Origin of the sequence: Cellulomonas biazotea (assembly GCF_004306155.1) — a bacterium.
GTDB lineage: Bacteria > Actinomycetota > Actinomycetes > Actinomycetales > Cellulomonadaceae > Cellulomonas > Cellulomonas biazotea.
The window spans coordinates 1-5,918 of record NZ_BIMR01000382.1; the positions used below are offsets into that span (position 1 = coordinate 1).

General features: G+C 74.1%; 8 protein-coding genes. All 8 read left to right on the forward strand.

Annotated features, from left to right (window positions below; genetic code table 11):
* Positions 1-63 precede the first annotated feature (63 nt).
* The 8 genes from aroC (at position 64) to nusB (ending at position 5,856) form a co-directional block, all read left to right on the forward strand.
* Positions 64-1,254, forward strand: coding sequence for a chorismate synthase (aroC, locus tag CBZ_RS18920; RefSeq protein WP_130783007.1), 1,191 nt, complete (start codon positions 64-66; stop codon positions 1,252-1,254).
* 5 nt (positions 1,255-1,259) lie between these two features.
* Positions 1,260-1,853 (forward strand): shikimate kinase, encoded by a 594-nt coding sequence (locus CBZ_RS18925; RefSeq protein ID WP_246013548.1) that lies wholly within the window; start codon positions 1,260-1,262, stop codon positions 1,851-1,853.
* Positions 1,850-2,971, forward strand: coding sequence for a 3-dehydroquinate synthase (gene aroB, locus CBZ_RS18930; RefSeq protein WP_130783008.1), 1,122 nt, complete (start codon positions 1,850-1,852; stop codon positions 2,969-2,971). The genes CBZ_RS18925 and aroB overlap by 4 nt, the downstream gene beginning before the upstream one ends.
* Before the next feature lie 49 nt (positions 2,972-3,020).
* A complete protein-coding gene (locus CBZ_RS18935) occupies positions 3,021-3,461 on the forward strand; it encodes a type II 3-dehydroquinate dehydratase (protein ID WP_130783009.1) in 441 nt (146 codons plus the stop codon).
* A gap of 52 nt (positions 3,462-3,513) precedes the next feature.
* Entirely contained in the window at positions 3,514-4,149 is a 636-nt protein-coding gene (locus CBZ_RS18940) for a hypothetical protein (RefSeq protein WP_130783010.1), read from the forward strand.
* Positions 4,150-4,163: 14 nt separating this feature from the next.
* Positions 4,164-4,682, forward strand: a complete 519-nt coding sequence (locus CBZ_RS18945; protein WP_130783011.1) for a hypothetical protein — start codon at positions 4,164-4,166, stop codon at positions 4,680-4,682.
* Positions 4,683-4,874: 192 nt separating this feature from the next.
* Positions 4,875-5,438, forward strand: a complete 564-nt coding sequence (efp, locus tag CBZ_RS18950; protein ID WP_130783012.1) for an elongation factor P — start codon at positions 4,875-4,877, stop codon at positions 5,436-5,438.
* A 1-nt stretch (position 5,439) separates the two neighbouring features.
* Complete coding sequence (nusB, locus tag CBZ_RS18955) at positions 5,440-5,856, forward strand: transcription antitermination factor NusB (RefSeq protein WP_130783013.1); 417 nt, start codon at positions 5,440-5,442, stop codon at positions 5,854-5,856.
* Positions 5,857-5,918: the final 62 nt, after the last annotated feature.

Sequence of the window (5,918 nt, forward strand, 5' to 3'; positions counted from 1 at the left end):
CCCGCTCGTCCACGTCACGGGCGTGGTCCCGTGCGCCGAACAGCACGTGGGAGGATCACGACCATGCTGCGTTGGTTGACGTCCGGTGAGTCCCACGGCCCCGCGCTCGTCGGGATCCTCGAGGGTCTCCCGGCGGACGTCGAGGTGCAGTCGTCCGACATCCAGGCCGCGCTGGCGCGCCGCCGGCTGGGGTACGGGCGCGGCGCCCGGATGAAGTTCGAGCAGGACGAGGTGCGGCTGCTCGGCGGCGTGCGGCACGGTCGCTCGCAGGGCGGGCCGGTGGCGATCGAGATCGGCAACACCGAGTGGCCCAAGTGGGTCGAGGTGATGTCGGCGGACCCGGTCGACGACCCGGAGGTCCTCAACCGTGCCCGCAACGCCCCGCTGACGCGTCCCCGCCCGGGGCACGCGGACCTCGTGGGCATGCGCAAGTACGGCTTCGACGACGCCCGTCCGGTGCTGGAGCGCGCGAGCGCCCGCGAGACGGCGACGCGTGTCGCGCTCGGCACGGTCGCGGCGGCGTTCCTCGAGCAGGCAGCGGGCGTGCGGCTGGTGTCGCACGTGGTCGCCATCGGGCCGGTGGCCGCACCCGAGGACGCCGAGCTGCCGACTCCGGACGACGTCGCGGCGCTGGACGCGGACCCGGTGCGCTGCTTCGACGCGGAGACCTCGGCGGCGATGGTCGCGGAGATCGACCAGTGCCACAAGGACGGCGACACGCTCGGCGGGGTCGTCGAGGTGCTGGTCTACGGCCTGCCGTCGGGGCTCGGGTCGTACGTGCACGCGGACCGTCGGCTCGACGCCCGCCTCGCGGGGGTGCTCATGGGCATCCAGGCGATCAAGGGTGTCGAGGTCGGTGACGGGTTCCGCACGGCGGCCCGCCGCGGGTCTGTCGCGCACGACGAGATCGAGCGGGACGCGTCGGGTCGGATCGTGCGGCGCACGAACCGCGCGGGTGGCGTCGAGGGTGGCATGACGAACGGCGAGGTGCTGCGCGTGCGTGCGGCGATGAAGCCGATCTCGACGGTGCCGCGCGCGCTCGCGACGGTGGACACGGCGACGGGTGAGGCGGCCAAGGCGCAGCACCAGCGCTCGGACGTGTGCGCGGTCCCGCCGGCGGCAGTCGTCGCGGAGGCGATGGTCGCGCTGGTCGTGGCCGACGCCCTGCTGGAGAAGACGGGCGGCGACTCGGTCGCCGAGGTGCGGCGGAACCTCGACGCGTACGTCGCGTCGATCCCGTCGCTGCTGTCCTGACGGCCGTGGGTGACGTGGACGTGACGCGCGACGGGTCGTCGGGCCCGCGTGTCGTGCTCGTCGGCCCGCCCGGGTCGGGCAAGTCGACGGTCGCGCACGCGCTGGGGGAGCGCTGGCAGCTGGGGGTCCGGGACACGGACGCCGACGTGGAGCGGACGGCGGGCAAGCCGATCGCGGAGATCTTCGTCGACGACGGCGAGCCGCACTTCCGGGCGCTGGAGCACGACGCGGTGCGGAGGGCGCTCGTCGAGCACGACGGCGTGCTGGCGCTCGGCGGCGGCGCGGTGCTGCACGCGGACACGCAGGAGGCGCTGGCGCGCTACCGCGAGCTGGGCGGTGTCGTGGTGTTCCTCGACGTGTCGCTCGCGCACGCGGCGCCGCGGGTGGGCTTCAACCAGTCGCGCCCGCTGCTGCTGGGCAATCCGCGGGCCCGGTGGCAGGCGCTCATGGAGGCGCGGCGGCCGGTGTACGAGCAGGTCGCGAGCGTGCGCGTGCTGACCGACGGGCTGCGGCCGTCGGACGTGGCCGCGCAGGTCGAGGAGGCGCTGGCGGCGCTGCGGGTGGCCGACGGCGCGGCATCGAGGGAGGACGAGGGATGAGCACGACGACGGTGCACGTGGCGGGGGAGCAGCCCTACGACGTGGTCATCGGCCGGCACCTCCTGGGTGCCCTGCCGGGCCTGCTGGGCGAGGGGGTGCGGCGGGTGCTCGTCGTGCACCCGGCGGCGCTGGCGACGTCGGCGGAGGCGGTCCGCGAGGACCTGCTGACGCACGGCTTCGAGGCGTTCGCGGCGCAGGTGCCGGACGCGGAGGAGGCGAAGACGGCGCAGGTCGCGGCGTTCCTGTGGGGCGTGCTGGGGCAGGCGGACTTCACGCGCTCGGACGCGGTGGTGGCGCTGGGCGGCGGGGCGACGACGGACCTCGGGGGCTTCGTCGCGGCGACGTGGCTGCGCGGCATCAAGGTGGTCCAGGTGCCGACGACGCTGCTCGCGATGGTCGACGCCGCGGTGGGTGGCAAGACGGGCATCAACACGGCGGAGGGCAAGAACCTCGTCGGCGCGTTCCACCCGCCGGCGGGGGTGCTGTGCGACCTGGCGGCGCTGGAGTCGCTGCCGCGGCACGACTTCGTCGCCGGGCTCGCGGAGGTCGTGAAGTGCGGGTTCATCGCGGACCCGCGGATCCTCGAGCTCGTCGAGGCGAACGTCGAGCTGCTGCAGGACCCGGTCGCGGCGTCGTCGTCGCCGGTCCTCGCGGAGCTCGTCGAGCGGGCGGTGGCGGTGAAGGCGCGCGTGGTCGGCGAGGACCTCAAGGAGGCCGGTCTGCGCGAGATCCTCAACTACGGGCACACGTTCGCGCACGCGGTCGAGCAGGTCGAGCGGTACCAGTGGCGGCACGGCGCGGCCGTGTCGGTGGGCATGGTCTACGTCGCGGAGCTGGCTCGGCTGGCGGGGCGGCTGTCGGACGAGGTCGTCGAGCGGCACCGGTCGGTCCTGACGTCGCTGGGGCTGCCGGTGAGCTACCGCGGCGACCGCTGGGAGCGCCTGCTGACGGCGATGCGCCGCGACAAGAAGACGCGCGGCGACCTGCTGCGGTTCGTGGTGCTGGAGGACATCGGGCGCCCGGTGCGGCTGGAGGGGCCCGACCCGACGCTGCTCGCGGCCGCGTACGCCGAGGTCAGCGAGGGGGCTCCCGCGCCGTCCGGTGCGGTGTCCCTGTGAGCGCGGGTCGCGCCGGGGGTCGGCTGGACGGCACGCCTAGGCTGGTGCGATGACGCGCGCGCTGGTGCTCAACGGTCCCAACCTGTCGCGGCTGGGGGTGCGCGAGCCGGACGTGTACGGCGCGGCGTCGTTCGACGACCTGGTGTCCTCGGTCGAGAAGTGGTGCGTGGACCTCGGCATCGAGGTGGACGTCCGGCAGACGGACGACGAGTCGGAGCTGGTCGGCTGGCTGCACGAGGCGGTCGACACGCGCACGCACGTGGTGCTCAACCCGGCGGCGTTCACGCACTACTCGTACGCGATGCGGGACGCAGCGGCGCAGGTGACGTCGGCCGGACTGCTGCTGGTCGAGGTGCACCTGACGAACCCGTACGCACGGGAGGCGTTCCGGCACACGTCGGTCGTCGGCGCGGTCGCGACGGGGACGGTCGCGGGCTTCGGCTTCGACTCGTACCGGCTGGCGCTGACCGCGGTCGCCCTGCGAACGTAGGGCACAACGTCTAGACGTTGTAGGACGTTCAACAAGGTGCCACACTTGTCAGGTGTTCGTCCTGACGATCGACCAACGCGGCAGCCGGCGCCACGGTGACCGCGTCGACCACCTGCTCGCCGAGCTCGCCGACCACCACGAGCGCACGGGCCGCCGCCCGCTGCGCGGGTTCGAGCGCACCGTCGGCGACGAGGTGCAGGGCGTCTACGACGACCCCGATGCGGTCGTCGACCTCGCCCTGCACGTCCTGCGTGTCGGCGGGTGGACCGTCGGGATCGGCGCGGGACCGGTCGACGAGCCACTGCCCGACTCGCCGCGCGCGGGCAGCGGACCCGCGTTCGTGCTGGCCCGCACCGCCGTCGAGAGCGCGAAGAGCCGCTCCCGCACCGTGCCCCTCGCGGTGCGCGGCCGCGACGACGGCGCCGGCCGCGACGCCGAGGCCGTGCTGGTCCTCGTCGCGGCCGTCGCGTCCCGCCGGTCGGAGGCCGGCTGGGCCGTGGCCGACGCCATGAGCGCCGACGACCTGCGGCAGGAGGACCTCGCCGACCGCATGGGCGTCTCCCAGCAGGCCGTCAGCCAGCGCCTGCGCACCGCCCTGTGGGCCGAGGAGCGGGCCGCCCGACCCGCCGCCGCGCGGCTGCTGGCCTGGGCGCAGGGTTCGGGGGAGGATCGACCGGCTCGCGCCTGACTCCCGGAGGTCGCATGTCCGCACCGCTCGTCGCGGTCGTCGTCGTCGCCGCGCTCACGCTGTCCGCCGTCGGCGGCTGGCCCGTCGTCTCCCTCGTGCTGCGGCTCGCGTCGCGCTCGTCCGACGCCGGCCGCCCGCGCCGCGATCCGCGGCACGGTGGTGCGCACGCGGCCGAGACCCCCGCCGCGGGCACCGCCGAGGTCGTCGCGGCGCCCGAGACCGTCGTCGCGGACGGCAGCAGGCCGTCGCCGCTCGCCGTGTCCGACGGGCCCGAGGGCGAGGGCGCGCAGGCGGTCCTGCGCGGCGGGACGTGGGTCGGCATCCTCGAGCGGCTCGCCGTGACGGGCTGCCTGCTGGTCGGCGAGTCCGGCGGCATCGCGGTCGTCGTCGCCGTCAAGGGCCTCGGGCGGTACCCGGAGCTGCGCGAGAACCCCGGCGCCTCGGAGCGGTTCGTCATCGGCACGCTCGCGTCGCTCGTGTGGTCCGCGCTCGTCGGGTTCGGCGCGGTCGCGCTGATCGCCGCGTTCGGCTGAACGGGTCACGAGGTCGCAGGCCACGAGCCCGCGACAGGGCGGCGAGCGGCCGCCAGGTGCGCGCGCGGTAGGATGGTCGGCGGTCTGCGGGGCCCTGGGCGCACCGGCACGGCGTGGCGACACGACGCACCGGCACCACGACGCTCGGGCGGCACCGCGAATCCCTCGAACCCACGACAGGAAGCGACGACTGTGGCGACCACGAACGACCTCAAGAACGGCACCGTGCTGCGGATCGACGGGCAGCTGTGGACCGTCGTCGAGTTCCAGCACGTCAAGCCCGGCAAGGGCGGCGCGTTCGTGCGCACCAAGCTGAAGAACGTCCTGTCCGGCAAGGTCGTCGACAAGACGTTCAACGCCGGCCTGAAGATCGAGACGGCGAACGTCGACAAGCGCGACTACCAGTACCTGTACAAGGACGGCGACGACTTCGTGTTCATGGACACGGACACGTACGACCAGATCCACGTCGGCGCGGCCACGGTCGGCGACGCGGCGAACTTCCTGCTGGAGAACCAGAGCGCGCTCATCGCGACGAACGAGGGCGTGCCGCTCTACGTCGAGCTCCCGCCGTCGGTTGTCCTCGAGGTCACCTACACCGAGCCCGGCCTGCAGGGCGACCGCTCGTCGGCCGGCACCAAGCCCGCGACGCTCGAGACCGGCTACGAGATCCAGGTGCCGCTCTTCCTCGAGTCGAACACCAAGGTCAAGGTCGACACCCGCGACGGCAGCTACCTGGGCCGCGTGAACGACTGACGTGGGCGCACGCACCAAGGCCCGCAAGCGGGCCCTCGACGTCCTCTTCGAGGCCGACCAGCGCGGCCTCGACCCGGTGACGCTGCTCGCGCAGCGCGTCGCCGAGCCCGGCACGGAGGCGTCGCTCCCGCAGTACTCGGTCGACCTCGTCGAGGGCGTCATCGCCCACCGCGAGCGCATCGACGAGCTGCTCGCGACGCACGCGCACGGGTGGACGATCGAGCGGATGCCCGCGGTCGACCGGGCGCTGCTGCGCATCGGCACGTGGGAGGTCCTCTACAACGAGGACGTGCCGGACGCCGTCGCGGTGGACGAGGCCGTGGAGCTGGCCCGTTCGCTGTCGACGGACGACTCGCCGTCGTTCGTCAACGGCCTGCTGGGGCGCATCGTCGACCTGAAGCCGACGCTCCTGGCCTGACCAGCCTGACTGCCCGCGGGTCGGTACGACCCGCGCACCTGCTCGGCCCGACGGCCCGCGCC